17 protein-coding genes and 1 pseudogene are annotated in these 20,229 nt (G+C 72.8%); 13 read left to right on the top strand and 5 right to left on the bottom strand.

From position 1 onward, the window contains the following. Positions 1-64: 64 nt before the first annotated feature. Positions 65-1,459 carry a lipase family protein gene (locus tag CFRA_RS10100; RefSeq protein ID WP_083666959.1) on the bottom strand — a complete coding sequence of 465 codons (1,395 nt, stop codon included), beginning with the start codon at positions 1,457-1,459 and terminating at the stop codon, positions 65-67. 275 nt (positions 1,460-1,734) lie between these two features. Here CFRA_RS10100 and CFRA_RS10095 point away from each other — a divergent pair, with 275 nt between their 5' ends. Next, positions 1,735-3,450 carry an ABC-ATPase domain-containing protein gene (locus CFRA_RS10095; protein WP_075664544.1) on the top strand — a complete coding sequence of 572 codons (1,716 nt, stop codon included), beginning with the start codon at positions 1,735-1,737 and terminating at the stop codon, positions 3,448-3,450. A gap of 129 nt (positions 3,451-3,579) precedes the next feature. After that, positions 3,580-3,753: a DUF4236 domain-containing protein gene (locus CFRA_RS11630; protein WP_075664543.1), complete on the top strand. Its 174-nt coding sequence runs from the start codon at positions 3,580-3,582 to the stop codon at positions 3,751-3,753. Between the two features lie 127 nt (positions 3,754-3,880). On the opposite strand, the gene CFRA_RS10085 is transcribed toward CFRA_RS11630, so the two are convergent. Both CFRA_RS10085 and CFRA_RS11485 read right to left on the bottom strand, forming a co-directional pair. Then, on the bottom strand, positions 3,881-5,275 hold the full coding sequence (locus CFRA_RS10085) for a lipase family protein (protein WP_075664542.1): 1,395 nt from the start codon (positions 5,273-5,275) through the stop codon (positions 3,881-3,883). Positions 5,276-5,375: 100 nt separating this feature from the next. Next, positions 5,376-6,425, bottom strand: coding sequence for an HhH-GPD family protein (locus tag CFRA_RS11485; RefSeq protein ID WP_083666957.1), 1,050 nt, complete (start codon positions 6,423-6,425; stop codon positions 5,376-5,378). A 47-nt stretch (positions 6,426-6,472) separates the two neighbouring features. Between CFRA_RS11485 and CFRA_RS10070 the strand changes: the two genes are divergently transcribed. Both CFRA_RS10070 and CFRA_RS10065 read left to right on the top strand, forming a co-directional pair. Continuing rightward, positions 6,473-7,099, top strand: a complete 627-nt coding sequence (locus CFRA_RS10070) for a carbonic anhydrase (RefSeq protein WP_075664541.1) — start codon at positions 6,473-6,475, stop codon at positions 7,097-7,099. 118 nt (positions 7,100-7,217) lie between these two features. Next, entirely contained in the window at positions 7,218-7,922 is a 705-nt protein-coding gene (locus CFRA_RS10065; RefSeq protein WP_075664540.1) for a hypothetical protein, read from the top strand. 7 nt (positions 7,923-7,929) lie between these two features. Here the strand turns inward: CFRA_RS10065 and radA are convergent, their stop codons facing one another. Further along, the gene (gene radA / locus CFRA_RS10060; protein WP_075664539.1) at positions 7,930-9,369 is read right to left on the bottom strand and encodes a DNA repair protein RadA; all 1,440 of its coding nucleotides are present in this window, start codon (positions 9,367-9,369) and stop codon (positions 7,930-7,932) included. A 115-nt stretch (positions 9,370-9,484) separates the two neighbouring features. Beyond that, positions 9,485-10,063, bottom strand: coding sequence for a hypothetical protein (locus tag CFRA_RS10055; protein WP_075664538.1), 579 nt, complete (start codon positions 10,061-10,063; stop codon positions 9,485-9,487). Positions 10,064-10,388: 325 nt separating this feature from the next. Here CFRA_RS10055 and CFRA_RS10050 point away from each other — a divergent pair, with 325 nt between their 5' ends. The 9 genes and pseudogenes from CFRA_RS10050 to rlmB all read left to right on the top strand — a co-directional run bounded on the left by CFRA_RS10050 (position 10,389) and on the right by rlmB (position 20,180). Then, positions 10,389-10,979, top strand: coding sequence for a CarD family transcriptional regulator (locus tag CFRA_RS10050; protein ID WP_075664537.1), 591 nt, complete (start codon positions 10,389-10,391; stop codon positions 10,977-10,979). Then, positions 10,972-11,724 (top strand): annotated as a pseudogene (gene ispD, locus CFRA_RS10045) (2-C-methyl-D-erythritol 4-phosphate cytidylyltransferase); the annotation flags it as partial. The gene CFRA_RS10050 and the pseudogene ispD, both read left to right, overlap by 8 nt. A gap of 181 nt (positions 11,725-11,905) precedes the next feature. Next, positions 11,906-12,388: a 2-C-methyl-D-erythritol 2,4-cyclodiphosphate synthase gene (ispF, locus tag CFRA_RS10040; protein ID WP_075665009.1), complete on the top strand. Its 483-nt coding sequence runs from the start codon at positions 11,906-11,908 to the stop codon at positions 12,386-12,388. Positions 12,389-12,690: 302 nt separating this feature from the next. Then, positions 12,691-13,413 carry a FadR/GntR family transcriptional regulator gene (locus CFRA_RS10035; RefSeq protein WP_075664536.1) on the top strand — a complete coding sequence of 241 codons (723 nt, stop codon included), beginning with the start codon at positions 12,691-12,693 and terminating at the stop codon, positions 13,411-13,413. Between the two features lie 92 nt (positions 13,414-13,505). Next, on the top strand, positions 13,506-15,614 hold the full coding sequence (gene nagE / locus CFRA_RS10030) for an N-acetylglucosamine-specific PTS transporter subunit IIBC (RefSeq protein ID WP_211272329.1): 2,109 nt from the start codon (positions 13,506-13,508) through the stop codon (positions 15,612-15,614). Further along, positions 15,614-16,804, top strand: coding sequence for an N-acetylglucosamine-6-phosphate deacetylase (locus tag CFRA_RS10025; protein WP_075664535.1), 1,191 nt, complete (start codon positions 15,614-15,616; stop codon positions 16,802-16,804). The genes nagE and CFRA_RS10025 overlap by 1 nt, the downstream gene beginning before the upstream one ends. A 10-nt stretch (positions 16,805-16,814) precedes the next feature. Next, positions 16,815-17,576, top strand: a complete 762-nt coding sequence (nagB, locus tag CFRA_RS10020; protein WP_075664534.1) for a glucosamine-6-phosphate deaminase — start codon at positions 16,815-16,817, stop codon at positions 17,574-17,576. A gap of 82 nt (positions 17,577-17,658) precedes the next feature. Beyond that, a complete protein-coding gene (gene cysS / locus CFRA_RS10015; protein ID WP_075664533.1) occupies positions 17,659-19,092 on the top strand; it encodes a cysteine--tRNA ligase in 1,434 nt (477 codons plus the stop codon). A 143-nt stretch (positions 19,093-19,235) separates the two neighbouring features. Then, entirely contained in the window at positions 19,236-20,180 is a 945-nt protein-coding gene (rlmB, locus tag CFRA_RS10010; RefSeq protein WP_075664532.1) for a 23S rRNA (guanosine(2251)-2'-O)-methyltransferase RlmB, read from the top strand. Positions 20,181-20,229 lie beyond the last annotated feature (49 nt).

The following is a 20,229-nucleotide window of genomic DNA, read 5'->3' as shown; positions in this document are numbered from 1 at the left end:
ACGACGCCCGCGGGGCGCACAGTGGTCAGCCACCGTGCGCCCCGCGGGCGTCGTCAATCTTCTTCTAGGCGTTGCAGGTCAACGCCACGTTCTCACCGCGCACGGCCTGCTCCAGCCAGGGGATGGCGGTGCCCAGCTCGAGCGCGTCCGGGATCGAGTGGTCGACCACCGGCGCGACCGGTCCGACGTCGTGCTCGATGTAGTTCACCTGCGCGCCCTTGGAACACCAGTCCTCGACCATCCGGCGGCCCTGCTCGATGCCGACCAGGTCGTCCTGCACGTTGTGGGTGACGTAGACGGGGATGTCGGGGGCGATGGTGCCGATGCGCTGCTTGTCCAGCACCGACTTCCACGGCTCCTCGTCCAGGTAGGCGCTCACCGGCTCGCCGGACTGCGTGGCGGCCTCGGTGCCCGTGAAGCCCCACTTGAACAGCGAGGACGTCTCGCACTCGTGGTCGGCCTGCTCGAGGAAGCTCTGGCCCTGCTCGCTGACCAGCTCGTCGCGGGCCTCGCGGGTCTCCGGGTAGGTGCGCGTGAAGCCGTTGAGCGTGTAGGCGATGCCGGCCGTCAGCGCGGAGCCGTCGATGTGCTTGGCCACCTCGCCCAGGTCCGCGGGCACGGCCCCGGCGAAGGCGCCGGCGATCTCGAGGTCCGGGGCGTACTCGGCGCGCAGCTCGGCGGCCGCGGCGACGGCCCCGCCGCCCTGGGAGAAGCCCCACATGGCCATCGGGCCGGTGAAGCCCTTGGCGCGGGCGGCCCGTCCCATGTCCAGGGTGGTGTGCGCCTGCGAGACGCGGTTCATGTACGTGTGCGATCCCGGCGTGCCCAGGCCCTCGTAGTCGGGCATCGCGACGGCCCAGCCGCGGCCGAGCATCGCCGCCTGCACCATCGCCTCGTACTCCTTGCCCTTGGCCAGCAGCTTCGAGGGCGCGCACTGGTCGCCGGCGCCCTGGGTGCCCGGGGCGTGGACCATCACGGGCCGCTCGCCGGGGCCGTCCCACGGCACGGCCGGGGTGATCAGGGTGCCGGTGACCGGGATGGGCTCGCCGTTGGCGTCGCGGGAGGTGTAGACGATGCGCTCGGCGGTGGTGCCCCAGGTCGCGCCCTCGACCAGCAGGTTCCAGCTGGACGGCTGGGACTTGACCACCTCGCCGGGCTCGCCGGTCGGGTTCGGGTCGATCGAGGAGTAGAAGCCGTCGGGGTCGATGTCCTCCGGGTCGGCCAGGTCCGCGATGCCGGTGCGGATGGCCATGTCCCACGGCGCGTCGGAGGAGCCGCCGATCGCAGAGGGGATCTCGTTGCCGCTCGAGCCGGTGGGCGCGGACGAGCCGCCGCTGGGCGTCGAGGAGCCTTCGGGTGCGCTGGACTGCGCGTGTGCGGGGCCGGCGCAGACGGAGGCGGCGAGCAGGCCGGCGGTGAACACCGCGGCCGCGCCCGCGCGTGACGAGGTCTTTCGCATGGGGGTCCTTTCGTCGGGGACGTCGTGGGACGGTGGGCGGCTCGCGCCCGGGGCAACGCGGAACGGCCCGGTCACGGGTGTGGCGCGGGTGTGCTCGGGTGTGCCGCGGGGCGCGGCGCAGTGTGTGGTGTGAGACACAAAAAGTTCGCGTTGGGGAAAGTTTAAATGCCCGGCGAATCGCTGTTCGTTCTTTCGGGGAAAAATTTCGTCGGCTAAGAATTTCCGACGCCCGCGGTCGGCGGCGCGGGTGGTTCCGTACCTGGTAGACCGGGGGCGTGCGAACCCTCGACGACCTCTCCCGCGACCTGCACCGCCTCGACGGAAAGCCCTACGGCGCCTACCGCGACCTCACCGGCACCGCCTATGACCTGGGCGGAGGCTGCGTCTTCGTGCTCGACCGCGCGCAGACGGACCCGTACGCCCCGGCCTCGCTGGCCCACCTCGAGATCCCGGACTCCGTCTCCGGGCTGAGCCTCCCCGGGGACCGCCCCGGCCTCATCGGCGCCGAGGACTTCCTCACCCGCGCCCTCGTGCGCGCCGCCGCCCGCGAGCGCGACCTCTCCTTCGGCCGCCCCGGCCAGGAGATCCTCGAGCGCACCACCGTGCGCCTCGGCGCGGAGTCGACGACGGTGCGCTTCACCGTGCAACTTCCCGCGCGCGGGCGCCGCATCCTCGGCCGCGCCGCCGCCGGCACCCTGACCGGCGCGCTGCCCGGGATCGTCGACGCCGCGCTGCGCCCCGTCGCCGCCGCCGAGCTCGATGCGTGGGTCACCCACGCCCGCGACGTGGCCTTCCTGCGCCGCTGGCTGGCGGACGAGGACCTGGTCGCCTTCGTCGGTGACGGCGCGGTGCTGCCGCGCCGCTCGGGCGACTCCGACCAGCCGCTCGCCGACGCCGTCCCCTTCGCCACCCCGGACACCCTGCGCCGGGAGGTCTCGCTGCCCTCGGGGCGGGTGCTTGCCGGCATGGGCGTGCCGGCCGGGGTGACCGTGATCGTCGGCGGCGGCTACCACGGCAAGTCGACGCTGCTGCGCGCCATCCAGCGCGGGGTCTACCCGCACATCCCCGGCGACGGGCGCGAGTGGGTGGTCACCCGGGCCGACGCGGTCTCCGTGCGCGCCGAGGACGGCCGTGCGGTCTCGGGCGTGGACATCTCGCCGTTCATCTCCGGGCTGCCGTCGGGCCAGGACACGGTGAGCTTCTCCACCACCAACGCCTCCGGGTCGACCTCGCAGGCGGCCAACCTCGTCGAGGCCCTCGAGACCGGCGCCACGACGCTGCTGATCGACGAGGACACCTCGGCGACGAACTTCATGCTCCGCGACTCCCGGATGCGTGCGCTGATCAGCCCGGACAAGGAGCCGATCACCCCGTTCGTGGAGCGTGTGCGCGCCCTCTACGAGCGCCTCGGGGTCTCCACCGTGCTGGTCGCCAGCGGCTCAGGCGCCTTCTTCGGGGTGGCCGACCACGTCATCGCCCTGGACTCCTACCGGGTCTCGGACGTCACCGACCGCGCCCACGAGCTGGCGGGGGAGGAGGCCGGTGCCGGGGCCGCAGCCGACCAGGTCTTCGGCGCCGACTCTGCCGCGCCCGACCGTTCGCCGGTGCTGAAGGTCGCCGCCAAGCCCTCCCGTGGCAAGGGCGGCCGGGGCAAGGGCGGCAAGGGCGGCCCGGGCCACGGTGGACGAAAGCCCGCGGGCGCGAAGGGCCGCACCACCATCCGGCTCGGCAGGGACTCCGTCGACCTCGGCCCGGCCGAGCAACTCGTGGACCCGGCGCAGACCACCGGCATCGCCCACGTCATTGACAAGCTGGAACCGCTTCTCGACGGCACCCGCACCCTGGCCGAGGCCGTCGACGAGGTCGAGGCGACCATGGACCGCGACGGCCTGGACGCCGTGGCGCCCTACCGCGGGCACCCGGGTCTTTTCGCCCGGCCGCGCCGCCACGAGATCATGGCGGCGGTCAACCGTTTCCGCGGCCTGCGCTGAGTCTGCGCTCCTCCGGCTCGAACAGTCCGGCCCGCGCGGCCCGAGCACTCCGGCCCGCGCGCCGGGCGGGGGAGTGGTCACGCGCTAAAATCAGGGCAACAACCGGCCTCGACGAACAGGAGTTCCGCCATGGGCATCACCTTCCGCAAGCGCCAGAAGATGGGCAAGGACAGCTGGATCAACTACTCGGGCTCGGGCGCCTCGATGTCCAAGCGCATCGGCCCGGTCACCTTCAACTCCCGCGGCGGCATCTACGTCAAGCTGCCCGGCGGCCTGAACTTCCGCGGCCGCTGGAAGAAGTAGCGTCCTCCCGGTCCCTGAGCCGCGGCAAAATGTAGACCAAGTTCGCCGGCCTCGAAATCCGACCTGGGGAAACGGCGGCTGGCCGAAAACCTGGTGCACATTTTGCCGGCATCCTGCCCCGGGACCGCTAAGAACTCACTCCGGGCACGGCGAGGACCTGCTCGGGCCCGCCGGCCAAAAGCGAGTCGCAGTTGCTCGCCGCCGGCACCCCGTTGAACCGGTCCTGCACCCAGTCCAGGGCCGGACCCGCGTGCGAGAACACCGGGATCGCGTGGTTGAGCCCCGTCTTGGGCGGCAGCTCCGGCAGCCCGTCGTTGCGGAAGTCCACCGTGCCGCCGGCTGCGCAGTAGCCCACGGCCATCCCGCGCGCCTGCGCGTGCGGGATCAGGTCGTCGTGGCGCCCGCTGAGCACGAGCATCGGCGCGCTGATCGGGTGCAGCCCGAGCGCCTGCTCGCTGAGGTACTCGCCGATCGCGGGCTCCTCCTCGAGCACCTCGGACAGCGGGCGCCCGCTCTCTATCAGCTCGGCGGAGTGGCGGAACGCCCAGCTCAGGGCGGTGTCGCCGATGCAGGCGTTCGCCAGCCGGCGCAGCTCCGCCGGGGCCTGCGCGGAGGCCTGACGGTCGAAGGCCTCGTCGACGGCCGGGTCGACGTCGGTGGCGGTGTTGACCGCGTAGCCGAGCACGCCCGCGATCGTCGAGCCGTCCACCCCGCTGAGCACGCTGGTCAGCTCGGCCGGGGGAGCGCCGACGTAGGAGCCGGCGACGTTCAGCCCGGGCGCGTAACCCGCGGCCTCCTCGGCGGCGGCCGCCGCGGCCCCGCCGCCCTGCGAGTAGCCGTAGAAGGCCACCGGGGAGTCGGCGGGCGCGCCGACCAGATCGAGCCCCGCGCGTGCCGAGTCGAGCACCGCGTGCGCCTGCTCGGTGCGGTGGACGTAGTGGTGCAGCCCCTCGGTGCCCAGGCCCATGTAGTCCGTCATGACCACGCGCATCCCGCGCATCGCCGCGGCGTACATCACGGGCAGCTCGTAGTTGATGCCCGCGGCCCCGTTCTGCGGGTCGACCGCACCGAGCAGCCACGGCCCCTTCGACGGCGCGCAGGCGTCGCCCTGCCCGCGCGTGCCGGCGGCCATGACCAGCGTCGGGGTCGGCCCGGCCCCGGTCCAGGGCACGGAGGGCTCGATGACCACGCCGGTGACCGCGACCGGGCGCCCGTCGCGGTCGGTCGACGAGTACATCATCCGGTGCGCCTGCCCGGGCAGCTGCGGTTCGTCGAGCCCGAGCTGGCGCGCGGTCGGGTCCGCGAGGTTGAGCATGTGCGGGGCGAGCTGCTCGCGGATGACGGTCCCCGGCACCTGCGGCACGTCGGCCGGCGCGGAGTAGAACGGGTCGGCCGGGTCCGAGATCAGCGCGTCCGGCGTCGAGGACTGGGCGTGGGCGGGCGCGGTCAGGCAGGCGGCCGCGATTGCCGACGCCGCGAGCGTCACCGTCGCGCGCCGAAGATTGCGTAGGTGCATGAACATGGCGCAAAGATTAGCTGGTTTGAATGGCGGCCACAGGGGTTTCACCGGCAGAAATCCGGAGGTACGGAGGGGTGCGGTCACAGGCGCGGGCCCGCGCCGCTCAGGCCGGCAGGCGGAAGCGGCCGTCGGCGTCCTGCTCGGCCAACCCGTCCTCGATCAGCGAGAACAGGCAGCGCGAGCGCTGCGCGGCGTCGGGCCACACGGCGTCGATCTCCGCCTTGTCCACCGGGTGCTCGGCCGCGCGCAGCACGGCCATGATCTTGCCGCGCACCTGCCGGTCGGTACCCGCGAACTTCTGCACCCGCTTCTTCGCCCCGGCCAGCTCCTCGGCGCTCGGCTCCGGGGAGCCGGCGGCCACCCAGGCGCACCAGGGGCGCACGGGGCAGACGTCGCAGTCGGGGGAGGAGGCGGTGCACACCAGGGCACCCAGCTCCATCAGCGCCACCGATATCTCCGGCCCCGCGGGCAGTTCCGCTTCCTTCCGCTCCGCGCGCAGTCCGTCCTCCCGCGGGGCAGCCGCGGGGGCGGCGGAGCCGTCCCCGTCGGCCGTCGGCGCGGCGACGTCACGCGTGCGCGCGCGGCCGGGCAGCGCGGCGTCGGCAAGCGGGCCGGGCAGGAGCGCGGCGACCTTGCGCAGGTCCGCGGCGCGCGCCGGGCCGGGCAGGTACGTGCCCTCGATAAGGCGGCGGTGCACGCGGCGGACGTTGGTGTCGACCACGGGGACGTTCGCGCCGAAGTGGAAGCAGGCCACCGCGCGGGCGGTGTAGGTGCCGATGCCCGGCAGATCCTCGAGCTCCGCGACGCCGGCGGGGACCTCCCCGCCGTGGCGCTCCACGATCGCGGCCGCGCACTCGTGCAGACGCAGCGCCCGGCGCGGGTAGCCCAGCCGGCCCCAGGCGCGCAGTACCTCGGCACGTCCCGCCGCGGCGAAGTCGGCCGGGGTGGGCCAGCGCCCCATCCACTCGCGCCACACCGGGGCCACGCGGGCGACGGGGGTCTGCTGGCTCATCACCTCGGAGAGCAGCACCCCCCACGCGCTCGTGTCCTCCGCACGCCACGGCAGGTCCCGCCCGTTGGCCGCGAACCAGCCGACCAGCGCGCGCAGCGCCGCCGGATCAGGGGTGGGGAAGGTGGTGTCGGGGGAGGTCATCGCGGCTCGAGTGTATCGGCGGCCACCCCCGGTGCGATCATGGAGGTATGTCCATGACCAAGACCCCGCACGAACCCCAGGCCGTCTGGGAGACCCTCAAGAGGGGCAATGCCCGTTTCCGCGACCACATCTCCGAGCACCCCCACGCCGACACCGAGCGCCGCTACGCGCTGCGCTCCGGGCAGGCCCCGCGTGCCGTGGTGCTCGCCTGCTCCGACTCGCGCGTGCCCGTCGAGCTCGTCTTCGACTGCGGCCTCGGCGACCTGTTCGTCGTGCGCACCGCCGGCGAGATCCTCGACTCCGCGGTGCTCGGCTCCATCGAGTTCGCCGTGCGCGGCCTCGGCGTCGACCTGCTCGTGGTCCTCGGCCACGAGAGCTGCGGGGCCGTCGCCGCCGCCCGCGGTGCGGTCGAGGAGGGCGAGGTGCCCGGCGGCTGGCAGCGCACGCTCGTCGAGAAGGTCGCCCCGGCGCTGATGACCTCGCGTGCCCAGGGCAGGACCGACCCCGCCGACTATGAGCGCGCGCACGTCTCCGCCGTGGTCGACCAGCTGCACCACCGCGTCGAGGGCCTCGACGAGCTCATCGCCGAGAACCGCCTCGGTGTCGTCGGCCTGCGCTACCTGCTCAGCGACTCCGGGCTCGAGGTCGTCGAGGCGCACGGCGTCGAGGCCTGACCGCTTGACGACGCCCCGTCCGGTGCGCGTGGCGCGCCGGGTGCGGGCGCCGGCGGTGGGGGACACGCCCGCGACCGGGCTGACCGGCCCGGCGACGGGTGCGCCATAGACTGGAGGCGTGAGCTCCAAGAACCGTCGGCGACTGCCCCAAGAGATCTACCTCCGCCGCCGCATCGCGGCGATCGTCGCGCTGCTCGTGGTCGTGGCTCTGCTGATCTGGCTGGCCGTGTCCTGCTCCGGCGGCGACGAGGAGAAGAAGACCGACCCGGTCTTCAGCTCCGAGACCAACTCCTGGGAGGCCCCCGCCCCGGAGACCACCTCCGCGAAGGAGTCCGAGAAGTCCACGGACAAGGACAAGGAGAAGGAGTCCGAGTCCGCGAGCTCCTCGAAGGAGCCCAAGGAGTCCGAGACGGTCGCCTCCAACGGCAAGCGCACCTGCGAGCTGTCCGACCTGCGCGTGACCGCCCAGACGGACCGCCCGGGCTACTCGGACGGCACCCAGCCGACCTTCTACATGACGGTGGCCAACCCGACCGACGCCGACTGCGAGATCGACCTCGCCCAGAACCCGCTGCGCTTCGAGGTCTACGACATGGCCACCAACGCGCGCGTGTGGTCCGACATCGACTGCAACAAGCCGATGCAGGAGGGGCGCACCACCTTCAAGGCCGGCGAGGAGCGCCACTTCGAGGCCGTCTGGTCGCGCACCACTTCCGAGCCCGACAAGTGCTCGGACCGCCAGGCCGTGCCGGCGGCCAGCTACTACCTGCACGCGGTGCTCGGCGACAACCCCTCGGCCGCCCAGCCGTTCAACCTGAGCTAGCCGGCCCTCACTTCTTTCTCTCCCCCTTGGGGGCCAGCCCCGCGGCCGTGATCGCCTCGGCCAGGGTGGCCGCCTCGCGCACCGCGATGCCCTCCGGGCGGCGCTCCCCGTCGAGTGCGCCGGCCGGCACCACGGCGGTGCGGTAGCCGAGCCGGGCGGCCTCGGCGAGCCGGCGGGCCAGGTTGGGCACCCGGCGCAGCTCGCCGGCCAGGCCGACCTCCCCGATGGCCACGGTGCGCTCGGGGAGCGCCTTGCGCCGGATCGTCGAGACGGTCGCCAGCGCCACGGCCAGGTCGGTGGCCGGCTCGCCGATGCGCACGCCGCCGACGGTGGCGACGTAGACGTCCTTGTCCTGGGTCGGCAGGCCGACGCGGGCGGCGAGCACGGCGAGCACCATCGGCACGCGGTTGGCGTCCAGGCCGGTGACCACGCGCCGCGGGTTCTTCGCCGGGGTGGTCACCGCCAGCGACTGCACCTCGGCGAGCATCGGGCGCACCCCGTCCATGGCGACCGTGACCGCCGAGCCGTCCGGGGTGGAGCCGCGGTGGGAGAGGAAGAGCCCGGAGGGGTCGGGCACCTCGCGGATGCCGTCGGAGGTCTGCTCGAAGCAGCCGACCTCGCCGGTCGCGCCGAAGCGGTTCTTCATCCCGCGCAGCATGCGCAGGCTGGAGTGGCGGTCGCCCTCGAAGCTGAGCACGACGTCGACGAGGTGCTCGAGCACGCGGGGGCCGGCGACGTTGCCGTCCTTGGTCACGTGGCCGACGAGCAGCACCGGGATGCCGGAGGTCTTGGCCAGGCTGGTCAGCGCGGCCGTGACCGCGCGCGACTGGGCCACGCCGCCGGCCACGCCGTCGACGCCGGTGGCCTGCATGGTCTGCACCGAGTCGACGATGAGCAGCGAGGGTTTGACCTGCTCGACGTGGCCGAAGATGGTGTCCAGGTCGGACTCGGCGGCCAGGTACAGGCTCTCCTCGACGGCCCCGGTGCGCTCGGCGCGCAGGCGGACCTGCCCGGCGGACTCCTCGGCGGTGACGTAGAGGGCGGTGCGCGGCTTCTTCCCGGCCGCGTCGGGCTGGCGGGCCCAGCGGGCGGCGACCTCGAGCAGCAGGGTGGACTTGCCCACACCGGGCTCTCCGGCCAGCAGCACCACTGAGCCGGGCACGATGCCGCTGCCGAGCACCCGGTCGAGTTCCCCGATGCCGGTGGCGACGCTCGAGGAGGCCGTCGGCGAGATCCGGCTCATCGGCTTGGCGGGGCTGGTCGGCGTCAGCGCCGCGGCGCCCGCCGACCCCGCGGAGCCGCCGCCGCTGCGCCCGCCGGCGGCGGGTCGGGGTGCGCGCTCCTCGAGGGTGCCCCAGGAGCCGCAGTCCGGGCAGCGGCCCAGCCACTTCAGGGCGGTGTGACCGCACTCGGAGCAGACGTATTCGACGCGGGGTTTCTTGGCCATGCCCCCGATTGTGGCGCAGGGGCGTGACAGGCGCGTCCGCGGGGTTCGAACAGCCGCGCCCGCAGACACGAGAAGACCCCGGCCGCAGCCGGGGTCTCATGCAGGTGAGAGAGGACTACTCGTGGTTGTCCGCCGGGTCGCCGGTGCCGCGCTCGAAGTGGCCGGCCTCCGGGTGCTGCTCGGAGACGGTGGCGGTCACGGTGATGTCACCGGAGTCGAACTTGAAGGTCACGTCGACGTTGCCGGCGACGGCGTAGTCGCCGTCGAGCTCGGTCTCGGTGTAGTCGATGCAGCCGGCGTCCTTGGCCTGGGCGTTACGGTCGTGGGCGGCCTCGGTGTCGGAGACCAGCGAGCACGGGTACTCGATGGTGGCCGCGCGGAAGCCGGGGGCCTGCCGGCCGTCGACCTCGACGGCCTCGAGGCGGTGGTCCGCCTGGGAGGTGTCCTGGTTGACCGCGACGAACTTCAGGTTGGCGTTGCCCGCACCGTCGACGACGACGGTGACGTCGCGGACGGCAACGGAGCCGTCCTCGGCGTCGGCGGAGGCGCCGTCGACGGCGGCGACCTGGCTGGACGTCTGGGTGATCTGGCCTGCCGAGCAGGATGCCAGCGCCAGCGCGGTCAGAGCGGTCGCGCAGATGACGCCCCCGCGGCGGGCGGTCGACTTCAGGGCCTTCACGAACATGTCCTCCATTGGTGCGGTGACTACGCTTCTCAGGGGTTAACTGTAGTAAACACGGGGGCGAGTCACAGAAACGTCAAGCTTTCGACGGACTCCCGGGGGCAGACTTTAGGGGGAACCGGGGGTGGGGCCGGCTCGCGCGGTGTGACGGCGCCGTGTGCCGACGCCGCCCCGGCCCGTGCGCAGGCGCCGCGGCCGCGCACCGCCCCGCGCCCACGGCGCGGCGGGCGGGACGTCGTCAAGCGGCCGCGTGAACGCCGGGAGTGCAGGCAGGGCCGGAAAACGCCCGTGGTAGAATGGGCGCTCCGTGTGTCTGCCGCAGCGCAAGGAGGAGCCCATGGATTACAAGGTCGGGTCGGTCGTCGTCTACCCCCATCACGGCGCCGCCGTGATCAAGGACATCGAGCAGCGGGAGATCGGGGGAGAGACCCTGGACTACCTGGTGCTCCAGGTCAACCAGTCCGACCTCGTGGTTCGTGTGCCCATCAAGAACGCCGAGCTCGTCGGCGTGCGCGACGTCGTCGACGACAAGGGCCTGCGCGCCCTGTTCGACGTGATGCGGCTGACCGACGTCGAGGAGGCCGGCAACTGGTCCCGCCGTTACAAGGCCAACCAGGAGCGCCTCGCCTCCGGCGACGTCAACAAGGTCGCCGAGGTCGTGCGCGACCTGTGGCGCCGCGACCAGTCCCGTGGGCTGTCCGCCGGTGAGAAGCGCATGCTCTCCAAGGCGCGCCAGGTGCTCGTCGGCGAGATCGCCCTGGCCGAGCTCGGCGACAAGAAGAAGGGCGAGAAGATCCTCGCGGAGGCCGACAAGGACCTGCGCGCCCAGCGCGAGGCGGCGGGCCTGCCCACCACCGACGCCGAGGTCAAGCCGGACGGCACCGACGTCGACCTCGACGACCTCAGCTTCGACGACGAGGATGCCTGACCGGCACGTCACGGCGCTCGTCGCCGCCGCCGGGCGCGGCACCCGGCTCGGGGCGCGGGTGCCCAAGGCCTTCGTCCCCCTGCGCGGGCGCACCCTGCTCGAGCGCTCGGTGACCGCGATGGTCACCGCCGAGGTCGTCGATGAGATCATCGTCCTGGCCAGCGCCGACATGGAGGGCTACGCCGCCGACCTGCTCGCCCGCCGCGGCATTCTGCCCACCCCCGGCAGCGCCTCTTCGGGCGCACCGCGCGTGCGCATCGTGCGCGGCGGCGGCGAGCGCGCCGACAGCGTGTGGGCGGGCCTGCAGGCCATCGAGGGCTCCGAGGGCGTGGTGTTGATTCACGACGCCGCGCGTGCCCTCACCCCGCCCGGCATGATCGCGCGCGTGGCGCGCGCCGTGCTCGAGGGCGCGCCCGCCGTCATCCCCGTGCTGCCCGTGGTCGACACCGTCAAGCGTGTCGACGGCGCCCGCGTGCTGGGCACCCCGGACCGCTCGGCGTTGCGCGCGGTGCAGACCCCGCAGGGCTTCGACCTGGCCGCGCTGCGCGCCGCCAACGAGGCCTACTTCGCCGAGACCGAGCCGAGCTTCACCGCCACCGACGACGCCTCACTGATGGAGTGGCACGGCGCCGAGGTCACCTGCGTGCAGGGCGACCCGATGGCCTTCAAGATCACCACCCCGCTGGACCTGAAGCTGGCGCAGACCATCGTCGACGAGGCCGAGCCGACCGTCTTCGACGTCCCGGACGCGGCCGCCCCCTCCGACGACGCCACACCCGCCGACGACGCCGCGCCCGGGGACCCCGGCGCCGCGGCGGGGTCCACCTCCTCCGCCCCCGAGACCGACTGAACCAGGAGTGACCGTGACCGAAACGCCCCGCGAGAACAACACGCCCGCGACCGAGTCCGCGGGCGCCGGTGCCGCCGTGCCCGCGCCCGTGCCCCGGGTCGGCGTGGCCACCGACGCCCACCGCATCGAGGCCGGCCGCGAGTGCTGGATCGCCGGGCTCCTCTTCGAGGACGCCGACGGCTGCGAGGGCCACTCGGACGGCGACGTCGTCTCGCACGCCGTGGTCGACGCGGTGCTCTCCGCCGCGGGCCTCGGCGACCTGGGCTCCCTGGTCGGGGTCGGCCGCGCCGAGTACACCGGTGTCTCCGGCGCGCGCCTGCTCGAGATCGCCGCGGAGAAGCTGGCGGGGGAGGGCTTCACCGTGGGCAACGCCGCGGTGCAGATGATCGGGCAGACCCCGAAGGTCGGCCCGCGCCGCGCCGAGGCCGAGCGCGTGCTTTCCGCCGCGCTGGGCGCGCCGGTCAGCGTCTCGGCGACGACCACCGACCACCTGGGCTTCACCGGCCGCGGGGAGGGGCGTGCCGCCGTGGCCACCGCCGTCGTCTGGCGCACGCGCTGACGCCGGTCCGCCGGGGGTGACCACCGCGGCGTCGGCAAGCGACGCGGCCGGGTCGGCACGTGCGCGCCGTGGGTGCGTCGCACGCGGCGTCGGCGGGCACGCCACGCCGTGGCACGCGCCACGTGCGCTAACTCACCCCCAAATTCACCCCCGTTTATGTACTCCGGACTTCCGTCGACCTACACCCTACGGTCTATGCTTAGGTCAGATGTCTGATTTCGACCTCTGACTCCAGACGTCGCCCCCGGAGCCCTCCGGTGGGTCGGCGCCCGGGTCCACGAACTACAGGTGGAGACCTAGAAGTGCCAGATTTCACCGGCCGGGGACGCCTCCGGCACCGCTCGGCCGCCCAGGCGGCGGCCCAGGGAATCAAGGACTACATCCGCAACCACGGACTCGTCGAGGGGGACCTGCTGCCCTCCGAGGCGGACATGTGCGAAGACCTCGGGTGCTCGCGCTCCTCGATCCGCGAGGCCGTGCGCACCCTGGCCACGCTCGACATCGTCGAGGTGCGCCACGGCTACGGCACGTTCGTGTCGGGGATGTCGCTGAGCCCGCTGGTGGAGGGCCTGGTCTTCCGCACGCTCGTGGACTCCGAACGCTCCGTGGAGCGCATGCGCAACATCGTCGAGGTCCGCTACGGACTCGACACCGCCGTGACCACCGGACTGATGGGTGCGCTGACGCCCGAGCAGGCCGAGGAGCTGCACGGGGTCGTCGCGCAGATGCGCGCCCACGCCGACGCGGGTGAGCCCTTCCTCGAGGAGGACCACCACTTCCACACCCTGCTGATGAGCCACGTGAAGAACCACCTGGTCCGCGAGCTCTCGGACGCGATGTGGCGGGTGCAGATGCAGGTCGCCCCGGCCCTCGGCCTGGCCACCTCGAAGGAGTGGGCCAGCAGCGTCGACTCCCACGACGAGATGGTCGACGCCATCGTCGCCGAGGACCCCGGCGCCTACCGCGCGGCGGTGCGGAGCCACTACCGCAATCTGCTGGACGCGTTGGCGAAGGCGGACATCTAAGACTTTCAGCCCGGAGAAACCGGGTGCAGCCATTTCCCGACGGGGCCTCCGCGGAAGGTCGCCCCCGCCGGCTCTACTAAAGGAGAACGGCCGTGGACAAGATCATGGCTCCTCTTCAGAAGCTAGGCAAAGCCCTCATGGGCGCGGTGGCGGTCCTGCCCGTCGCCGCCCTCATGATGGGCGTCGGCTATTTCCTCGAGTCGAACGGCGGCGACAACCTCGCCACCGTCGCAAGTGTCTTCCAGGCGGCCGGTAACGCCGTCCTGGGCAATCTCGGTGTCCTCTTCGCCGTGGCGATCGCCTTCGGCCTGGCCAAGGACTCCAACGGTGCGGCCGCGCTGTCCGGCTTCCTCGGATTCGTCACCGTCACCCTCATCGTCGGCCCCGAGGCCGTCGCGGGCTACCGCGGCATCGAGGACCCCGAGGCCCTGACCGGCCAGGAGGCCCTCGACTGGGCCTCCCAGGGCTGGGACGCGATCGGCACCGGCAACGTGCTGCTCGGCATCGTCGTCGGCATCCTGGCGGCGTGGACCTACAACCGGTTCCACCAGACCCGCCTGCCCGACGCCCTGGCGTTCTTCTCGGGCCGCCGCCTCGTGCCGATCCTGACCTCCTTCTTCTCGATCGTGCTGGCCGGGGTCTTCTACCTGCTGTGGCCGCTGCTCTACAACGGCCTGTTCCACTTCGGCCAGTGGATCCAGGGCATGGGCGCGTTCGGCGCCGGCATCTACGGCGTGGTCAACCGCCTGCTCATCCCGACCGGCCTGCACCACGCCCTGAACTCGATCTTCTGGTTCGACGTCGTCGGCATCAACGACATCGGCAAGTTCCTCGGTGGCGCGGACACCCTCGCCGCCGCCGACGCGGCCACCAGCGCGGCGACCTGCCCCGGTGTCTGGGACGGCTCGACCTGTGACGTCGTCGGCGTGATCGGCCAGTACCAGGCCGGCTTCTTCCCGGTGATGATGTTCGGTCTGCCCGGCGCCGCGCTCGCCATGACGCTGCGCGCCAAGGGCCCGCGCCGCAAGGTCGTCGGCTCCCTGATGCTCGCCGGCGCGCTGGCCGCCTTCCTGACCGGCGTCACCGAGCCCCTCGAGTTCTCCTTCATGTTCGCCGCGCCGCTGCTGTTCGTCCTGCACGCGCTGCTGACCGGCATCTCGCTGGCCATCGCCTCCTTCTTCCAGTGGACCGCGGGCTTCGGCTTCTCCGCCGGCCTGGTCGACATGCTGCTGAGCTCCCAGAACCCGCTCGCCAACAAGTGGTGGATGCTGCTCCTGCTCGGCGTGATCTACTTCTTCGTCTACTTCGGCGTGTTCTACCTGGTCATCGGCTGGCTCAACCTCAAGACCCCGGGTCGTGAGGACGACGAGGCCGCCGCCGAGGCCACCGAGGAGGTCTTCTCCTCCGACGACCCGCTGGTGGCCAAGTCCGCCCGCATCCTGCAGGGCCTGGGCGGCGCCGACAACATCGACTCCATGGAGTACTGCGCCACCCGCCTGCGCACCACCGTGGTCGACCCCGAGCTGGTCGACGACGCGGTGATCCGCTCCGCCAACGTGCCCGGCGTCATCCACCCCTCGCACAAGGCCGTCCAGGTCGTCATCGGCCCGAACGTGCAGTTCGTGCACGACGAGGTGCGCCGCCAGATGCAGCACCCGGTCGCCGTCTCCGCGACTTCCGCCCCGATTGCCGACGCCGCGCCGGCCGACGCGGGCGCGTCCGCGCCCGTCGCCGGCACCACCGAGCTCGCCTGCCCGGTGGCCGGTGAGGTCATCGCGCTCGACAAGGTCGAGGACCCCGCGTTCTCCGGCGGTGCGGTCGGCGAGGGCTTCGCGGTCAAGCCGGCCGAGACCGACGAGCTGGTCTACGGCTCCCCGGTCGCCGGCACCGTGATCATGGTGCCCAAGACCCGCCACGCCGTCGCGCTGCGCACGGCCGAGGGCCTGGACGTCCTCGTCCACATCGGCCTGGACACCGTCAAGCTGGCCGGTGAGGGCCTCGAGGTGCTCGTCGCCAAGGGCGACACCGTCGAGATCGGCACCCCGATCGCCCGTGTGGCGGCCGCCGACCTGCGCGAGAAGGGCGTCGACCTGACCACCCCGGTGGTCGTGACCAACAAGAAGAAGGTCGCCGCGGTGCGCGCCGCCCACACGGGCGCCGCCGTCGCCGGCGAGAAGGCAGTGGAGGTGGACTACCACTGATGTCCGCACACGTGTTCCGCGGAACCCTGGTCAACGGCATCGACGAGCCGCGCGACTGTGAGGTCGCCGTCGACGCCGACGGCACCGTCGCCCGCGTCGACATCGCCGAGCCCGGCGCCGATGGCGGGCCGCGGCCGGACCCGGCCGGTGCCTCCGGCCCGGTGATCACGCCCGGCTTCGTCGACGTGCACAACCACGGCGGCGCGCGGGGCGCCTTCCCCACGGGCACGCTCGAGGAGTGCCGCCGGGCCGCGGACTACCACCGCAGCCAGGGCACGACGCGCCTTCTGGCCAGCTTCGTCTCCGGCACCGAGGAGGAGCTGACCCGCCAGCTCGGCGTGGTCGCCCCGCTCGTGGCCGAGGGCACGCTCGCCGGCGTCCACCTCGAGGGGCCCTTCGTCAACACCGAGAAGTGCGGTGCCCAGGCGCCCGACCGCATCCAGGACGGCGACCCGGCCATGTTCGAGCGCGTCCTCGACGCCGGCGAGGGCATCGTGCGCTCGATCACCTTCGCCCCGGAGACCCCGAACGCCCGCGCGCTGGTCGACCTGTGCGCCGAGCGCGGCGTGATCGTCTCGCTGGGCCACACGATGGCGGACTACGAGACGACCGCCGAGGTCGTCGACTACGCCGTCGGGCGCGGCGCGACCGTCACGGCCACCCACCTGTTCAACGCCATGCCCCCGCTGCACCACCGCAAGCCGGGCGCCGTCGCGGCCCTGCTGGCCGCGGCCACCGCCGGCCGCGCGGTCGTGGAGGTCATCGGCGACGGGGTGCACCTGGCCGACGGCACCGTCGACCTGTGCGCCGCGGCCGCCGGGGACAACATGGTGCTGGTCACCGACGCCATGGAGGCCACCGGCATGCCGGACGGCAGCTACGTGCTCGGGCCGCTCGAGGTGGTCGTCGAGGACGGGGTCGCCCGCCTGGCCACCAATGACGGCACCCCCGGCGCGATCGCCGGCGGGACGAGCACCCTGGCCCGGCAGGTCACCCGCTTCGCCGCGCGCCACGGTTTCACCCGTGCGGTGCGCGCCGCGTCGCTGCGCCCGGGCCGGCTGCTCGGCCTGGACCAGAACGAGGGACTGCACGTGGGCAACCCGGCCGAGTTCGTCGTCTTCGACGCCGCCGGCCACGTCACCGAGGTCTTCGCCGCCGGGCGGCGGCTGACCGGGTCCGAGAGAGACTGAGGAGAACATCATGGAAGTTGTCATCCGTCACACCGCCGCAGAGGTCGCCGAGGTCGCCGCGGACATCCTGGCCGGCTACATCCGGCCGGGCGGGGTCCTCGGCGTGGCCACCGGCTCGACGCCGATCGCCACCTACCACGAGCTGATCGCCCGGCACGGCCGCGGTGAGCTCTCCGCCGAGGGCGTGGAGTTCTTCGCCCTGGACGAGTACGTCGGCCTCGACCACGACCACCCGCAGAGCTACTACCGCACGCTGCGCGACGAGCTCATCGACCCGCTCGAGGTGGACCCGGAGCACCTGCACGTGCCGGACGGCACGGCGGACCCGCACAAGGCGGGCGGGATCTACGAGGAGCAGATCCTCGCCGCCGGCGGCATCGACTGCCAGCTTCTGGGCGTGGGCGTCAACGGGCACATCGGGTTCAACGAGCCGACCAGCTCGCTGAACTCCGTGACCCGCCTGAAGACCCTGCACCCGCAGACGGTCAAGGACAACGCCCGCTTCTTCGACTCGGCCGAGGAGGTGCCCCGCCACGTGCTCACGCAGGGGCTGGGCACCATCCAGCGCGCCGGGCGGCTGCTGCTGATCGCCACCGGCGCCAACAAGGCCGACGCCGTGGCCAAGCTGGTCGAGGGGCCGCTGTCGGCGGCCTGCCCGGCCTCGATCCTGCAGTGGCACCCGCACGCGACCGTCGTCGTCGACGAGGAGGCGGCCGCCGGGCTGGCCAACCGTGAGTACTACGAGTTCGCGGAGGCGAACAAGCCCGAGTGATCCCGGGGCGGTAACCCCCTGACGTCGCGTCCGTCGGGCCTCACACCGGGGCCCGGCGGGCGCGTCGCTTAGTATTGGGCACGTGACTGCACAGCGAGAGACCCCCGAGACCGGCACGTTGCGGCTCTACGACACCGCGACGCGCACCACCCGCCCCTTCGAGCCGCTGCGGGAGGGCCACGCCTCGATCTACCTGTGTGGTGCCACCCCGCAGTCGCAGCCCCACATCGGGCACGTGCGCAGCGGAGTGGCCTTCGACATCCTGCGCCGCTGGCTGCTGGCCCAGGGCCTCGACGTCGCCTTCGTGCGCAACGTCACCGACATCGACGACAAGATCCTCAACAAGGCCGCCGAGCACGGCCGGCCCTGGTGGGAGTGGGTGTCCACCTATGAGCGCGAGTTCACCCGCGCCTACGACACCCTCGGCGTGCTGCCGCCGAGCGTCGAGCCGCGCGCCACGGGCCACGTCACCCAGATGGTCGACTACATGCGCCGGCTGATCGACAACGGCTTCGCCTACGCGGCAGAGGGCTCGGTCTACTTCGACGTCGCGGCCTGGTCCGCCGCCGAGGGCTCCGACTACGGCTCCCTGTCGGGCAACCGCGTCGAGGAGATGGAGCAGGGCGAGCCGGACTCGCGCGGCAAGCGCGGCCCCCACGACTTCGCGCTGTGGAAGGCCGCCAAGCCGGGCGAGCCGTCCTGGCCCACCCCGTGGGGCCCGGGCCGCCCCGGCTGGCACCTGGAGTGCTCGGCGATGTCCACCTGGTACCTCGGCTCCGAGTTCGACATCCACTGCGGCGGGCTGGACCTGCAGTTCCCGCACCACGAGAACGAGCAGGCGCAGTCCCACGCCGTCGGCGACGGATTCGCCCGCTACTGGCTGCACAACCACTGGGTGACCATGTCCGGTGAGAAGATGTCGAAGTCGCTGGGCAACGTGCTCTCCGTGCCGCACATCCTGACCCTGGTCCGCCCCGTGGAGCTGCGCTACTACCTGGGCAGCGCCCACTACCGCAGCGTGCTCGAGTACTCCGAGGCCGCGCTGACCGAGGCGGCCGCCGGCTACCGGCGCATCGAGGACTTCCTGCACCGCGCCGTCGAGGCCGCCGGGGAGATCGAGCCGGGCGAGTGGACGCCGGCCTTCGCCGAGGCGATGAACGACGACCTCGCCGTGCCCCGTGCCCTCGCCGAGATCCACCGGGCCGTGCGCGCCGGAAACACCGCGCTGGCCGCCGGTTCGGTCGAGGAGGCCGCCGCCGTGGCCGCCCAGGTGCGCGCGATGACCGCCGTGCTCGGCGTCGACCCGCTCTCCGAGAAGTGGCTGGACGCCGGCGGCTCGACTGACGACGCCGCGCACGTCGCCCTGGACACGCTCGTGCGCGCCGAGCTGGACCGGCGCGCGCAGGCGCGCGCCGAGAAGGACTTCGCCACCGCGGACGCGGTGCGCGACCGGCTGGCCGCCGCGGGTGTCACGGTCACCGACACCGCCGACGGCCCGCAGTGGTCCCTGGCCTGACTCGCACAGTTTCTACCTGACCTGCGCGGGCGGTAGGGTTGCCGGGGAGATCGGCGCCCGCGCGCGCCGCGACAAGGCCGGTGCGGGCGCCTGAGGTTCCTTTCAGGGACTCCCGCGTCGGGGATTCACGTGAAGGGGACCTGATGGCAGGAAAGAAGCCACACGTCAAGGGCAACGGCGGCAACAAGAAGGGCGCGACGAAGGGCTCCGGCGGCCGGGGCCGTCGCAGCCTGCGGGGCAAGGGGCCCACGCCGAAGGCGGAGGACCGCGTCTACCACGCCGCGCACAAGCGCAAGCAGGAGCGCACCCGCCGCGACTCGGGGCGCCACGAGCGCGACGTCGACCTGGTGGTCGGCCGCAACCCCGTCGTCGAGTGCCTGCACGCCAAGGTGCCGGCCGAGCGGCTGATCATCGCCGCCGGCACGGGCAACGACGACCGCCTCTCCGAGGCCGTCGCCATCGCGCACTCGCGCAACCTGCCCGTCGACGAGGTGCAGCGCCACCAGCTCGACCGCATGACGGGCAACGGCCTGCACCAGGGCATCGGCCTGCAGATCCAGCCGTACCGCTACGCCGACGTCCACGACCTGATCGGCCGGGTCGCCGACCTCGACGAGCCGGGCATGATCGTCGTGCTCGACAACATCACCGACCCGCGCAACCTCGGCGCGGTCATCCGCTCGGTGGCGGCCTTCGGCGGTCACGGCGTGGTCATCCCGGAGCGTCGCTCCGCCTCGGTGACCGGCGTGGCCTGGCGTACCTCGGCGGGCACCGCCGCGCGCGTGCCGGTGGCCCGGGCGACGAACCTGACCCGCACGGTCGAGGAGTTCAAGAAGAACGGCTACCAGGTCGTCGGCCTGGAGGCCGGCGGCGAGCACACGCTCGACACCTACGACGGCGGCACCGACCCGGTGGTCATCGTCGTCGGCTCGGAGGGCAAGGGCATCTCGCGGCTGGTGCGCGAGCACTGCGACGTGCTGATGAGCATCCCGATGGCCGCGTGGGTGGAGTCGCTCAACGCCTCCGTCGCCGCCGGCGTGGTGCTCAGCGAGTTCGCCCGCCAGCGCCGCGCCGCCGCGCGGGACTGATAGCGGACAGGCGGGGCGAGGCCCCGCCGCGCGGGACTGACGCGGGCCT

It is taken from the genome of Corynebacterium frankenforstense DSM 45800 (genome assembly GCF_001941485.1).
GTDB classification, from domain to species: domain Bacteria; phylum Actinomycetota; class Actinomycetes; order Mycobacteriales; family Mycobacteriaceae; genus Corynebacterium; species Corynebacterium frankenforstense.
The sequence above is the reverse complement of the archived record's forward strand: the minus strand, read 5'-3'. Positions and strand labels throughout refer to the sequence as shown.